The organism is Flavobacterium sp. (assembly GCF_035456085.1).
Classification (GTDB): domain Bacteria; phylum Bacteroidota; class Bacteroidia; order Flavobacteriales; family Flavobacteriaceae; genus Flavobacterium.
In genome coordinates this window covers 1-4,179 of record NZ_DATIDY010000180.1, presented here as the reverse complement: position 1 = coordinate 4,179, position 4,179 = coordinate 1, and the positions used below count along the sequence as shown (strand labels likewise).

Annotated in this window: 2 protein-coding genes; both read right to left on the bottom strand. The window is 40.0% G+C overall.

All coding sequences use genetic code 11. The annotated features are described in order from the left end of the window. On the bottom strand, positions 1 to 1,314 hold a 1,314-nt coding region (locus tag VLC96_RS13680; protein WP_325263757.1), incomplete at its 3' end, for an arylsulfatase. A 660-nt stretch (positions 1,315 to 1,974) separates the two neighbouring features. Beyond that, positions 1,975 to 4,179, bottom strand: a 2,205-nt coding sequence (locus VLC96_RS13675) for an arylsulfatase (protein WP_325263756.1), incomplete at its 5' end; no start/stop codon positions are given.

The following is a 4,179-nucleotide window of genomic DNA, read 5'->3' as shown; positions in this document are numbered from 1 at the left end:
TGCATTTTTTAAACTTGTTCCTTGATAGGGTATAATAGTGTGTTCATTATATTTGGCAGGATAAGAAGCTTGACCAAGATCAATAAGAGTAGCCATAATGTCGATGATGTGCGCAGGCTGTTTTTCGAATTTTCCGTTTCTTGATGCAGGAATTCCGGCAGGCCATGAAACAATTCCCGGAGAAGAAACTCCTCCCTCGTGGGTGTGATGCTTGTAAGCCCAGAATGGTGTACAGGCTGCTTCTGCCCAGCCTTGCCCAATGTATACTGAGGATTGAGCAGAACCCGGCAGGTCGCCCTCGAATTTGCCTTCAATTCCCGGTTCGGCATTACCGCCGTTGTCCGAAACGAATAATATTACGGTGTTTTCAAACAAACCGCGTTTTTTCAAACCTTCGACCAAATCACCAACGCTTTTATCCAAACGGGTAATAACCGCCGCATAAATTGCCATCATGTTATCATATCTCACTTTTTCTTCCTGAGAAAGGCTTTCCCACTTGGTTACATTTGGATTAATCGGAGGAAGTTCCCATGAGGGATCTATAAGCCCTAATTTAATCTGACGTTCGTAACGCTCCTGTTTAAGTTTCTCCCAACCTTTCAAATACTTCCCCTTAAATTTTGCGATATCCTCCTGAGGTGCCTGCAAAGGAAAATGTGGTGCATTGTGAGCCAGATACAATAGGAAAGGTTTCTTTTCTTTAGCAGCGTCATCTATAAACCGCAGACCAAAGTCTGTGTAAAGGTCTGGTGTATACCAGTTCTTTGGCAACTTTTCAGAATCGTTTTTCAATTCTTCCCCATTCAGAAAAAGCCTTGATTTGTCTGTGGCATAATAAAACCCACCGGCAGGTGAAACAAGAGATCTGTCAAATCCTCGCTTCCATGGAACGGCTCCGTGTTCCAAGCCAACATGCCATTTGCCGCTAATTGCGGTAAAATATCCTGCCCCTTTCAATACCTCGCCAACGGTCACATTACTGTCCGTCAATTGACCTCTGTAAGAAGGATGATCAGCACCAAGATCTTTCGTCATGTGACCCACACCCGCCTGATGGCTGTACAGACCTGTTAGTAGCGATGCTCTTGTAGGGCAACATCTGGCAGTATTGTAGAAATTTGTAAATCGCACCCCATTTTGTGCGAGTTTATCAAGGTTTGGTGTTGGTATTTCGCTTCCGTAACAGCCTAAATCGGAAAAACCTAAATCATCTGCAAGAATTACAATGATATTCGGTTTGTTCTGCGAATATCCTGTGCCTAAAACAAAAAGGAAGGCTATGCTTAAATAAAAATTGATGTGTGATTTCATAAAAATTATATGTGATTTATAAACATTATAATAATAAACTTTAACTCGTTGGAGAATTATTTAAACACATAGAAACATAGATTCTGTAAGCTCAAAAAAAGGAGGCGTTTCACTTATTTTAAAAACACATAGCTCTCTATGTGAAAGAAATGTATTTCTTTATTGTACCTTTCTTTTTTTAAAAAAAATCTATGTTTCTATGTGTTTAAACAAAAATTGATGTGTGATTTCATAAACGTTATAATAAATTTTAAACTGCGACTAATATCCTGAATTCGATTATTCAATAATTTGGTATTTATTTGATGTTCTGTAAGTTTTTTTATAAAAAAATTTAATAGACAGAAGGATTGGATATTTCAATAACATATTATCCACAAAGTTTGTCATTCCGACGAAGGAGGACACGAGCGATAGCGAACTGGCGAAGCAATCTCCGCAAGTAATTCCGTAATCAAAATCCCCAATCTTTGTCGAGCATCTAACGGAGATTCCTCCTTCGTCGGAATGACAATATTGTGTAAAAATTAGCCGGAAATTATCTTGCTCAACTCTTCCGAACATTTGTGTTTTTTTAATCCTTCTAAAATATAAATAGCAATAAAAATACCTACAAGGTCCTGAAAAAGACCTTGCAGGAATCTGGAGATTGAATGAATCTTATTTTTTTTCCGAAAAAGCTAGCTTATCGTTTTTCAAGTATTCGATGGTAACCTTTTTCAACTTACCCTTAAACTCAAAAGGCACCTGATACCTGTCTGAAACAGGAGCTATCAAATCTCTTCCTACATCGGTTCCGTCCACTTTGCTTCCGGCAAAAACGGGAGCTTCTTTTCGGGTAAAGCTTCTCTCGGCAATTTTTTCATTATTTATAAAAAGAGCCTCTGTTCCTACATTTTCGCTTCCATCGCCTCCATTAAAATTATAGTCAATTCTGAAAACCGATTTTCCTTTTGGAAGCGGTTTATCGGATACCAAATGGTTTACCTGATTGCCTACTTTGTGCGCAAATTGCAGTTTGCCCTCTTTGATAAAAAGACTGATTCCGGCTCTTTCACCGCCAAGGGCAAACAAAACACCTTCCTCTTTTCCTGTCTCCAAATCAACCTCTGCTTTTACACTAAAAGATCTTCCTTCATACAAAGGATTGTTTACCCCAACAAGGTGATCCACACCCGGATAAAGCGTAACTACAGGAACTTTTCCATATACGCTTCGACCAGCCGGCATGTCATGTACCGTAAAATCCTTTAGTGGAAAAACATTATATTTCTTCCCTTCTTCATCAAACAATGCTTTTAATTCTTTGAGCTTCTCTGGATATTTTGCGGCAAGATTTATTCTTTCGTTAAAATCTTCATTCAGGTTATACAACTCCCAAACATCCTTGCTAAAATCAACTTTCTTCCCAGAAGCATCTGCATTATCCCCTATGTCAATGGAATTTCCAATCTCATGATGCGCTCCGGCTTTCCAGCCATCTTTGTAAATCGATCTGGATCCGGCTATTTCATAATACTGAACCGTGTGTTGGGATGCCGCTTTTGGATTTTCAACTGCGTAGGCAAGACTTGTTCCTTCAACCGATTTTTGTTTGTAGCCATTGATAACTTCAGGCACCTCAGCTTTGGCCAATTCCAAGGTTGTAGGCAAAATATCAATCACATGGCCATATTGATTTCTGATTCCTCCTTTGTCTTTTATCACTTTCGGATAGGAAATAATAAGCGGATTGCGAGTTCCTCCTTCAGTATTCGCATCGGCTTTCCAGTATCTGAATGGGGTATTCGCAGCCATAGCCCAACCAATTGGATAATCAGTGCTTGACTCGTCTGTTCCAATAATATCCCTGGCGTTCAAAATCGCGTCGATACGGTCTTCTCCTTTCAGCTTGTTTATCTGAGGATTGACAGTACCTGTTTGAGTACCGCCTTTACTGGCTCCGTTATCTCCAAGTACAATCGCAATCAACGTATTATCCAATTGACCAATTTGATCCAGATAATTTACGATTCGGCCAATCTCATAATCAGTATAGGAATAAAATGCAGCATAAACTTCCATAAAGTGAGCGTATGCCTTTTTCTCCTTTTCAGACAAATCCTTCCAAGCCTTTACATTCGGATTGCGCTCCGGTAAAATAGCATTCGCAGGAATAATTCCTAATTTCTTTTGTCTTTCGATTACTATTTTTCTGTACTCATCCCAGCCAAAATCAAACTTGCCTTTGTATTTATCAATCCATTCTTTGGCAACTTGATGTGGAGAATGCGTTGCCCCTGTTGCCAAGTACAGGAAGAAAGGTTTTTCAGGATCAGCAGATTTTTGATTAGCTATATACTTAATTGCCTTATCAGCCAATAACTGGTTTAAGTGAGTAGTATTTGGCTCAATGCTAAGTTTTGTCTGATCTTCCCAAAGCTCAGGATGCCATTGATCTGTAGCGCCCGGAAGAAATCCGTAGTAGTGATCGAATCCTCTTCCCGTAGGCCAACGGTTAAATGGGCCTGCCTGAGAATTTTCAACCACAGGTGTTAAATGCCATTTACCCAATGCAAATGTATTGTATCCATTCTCTCTTAGAATCTCGGCTATAGTAGCTTTTTCAAAAGGAATATGGGTATCATAGCCCGGATAATCGATTGCGGCCGGCGTTAACAAACCAACATGCGCAGAGTGATGATTTCGTCCCGTTAGCAAAGCCGCTCTTGTTGGCGAGCATATTGCAGTGGTATGAAAATTGGTGAATCGAAGTCCGTTGTTGGCGATTTTCTCAATATTGGGTGTTTCCACCAAACCTCCGAAAGCTGTTGTGGCTCCAAAGCCGGCATCGTCAATTAGAATCCAAACTATATTGGGAGCATC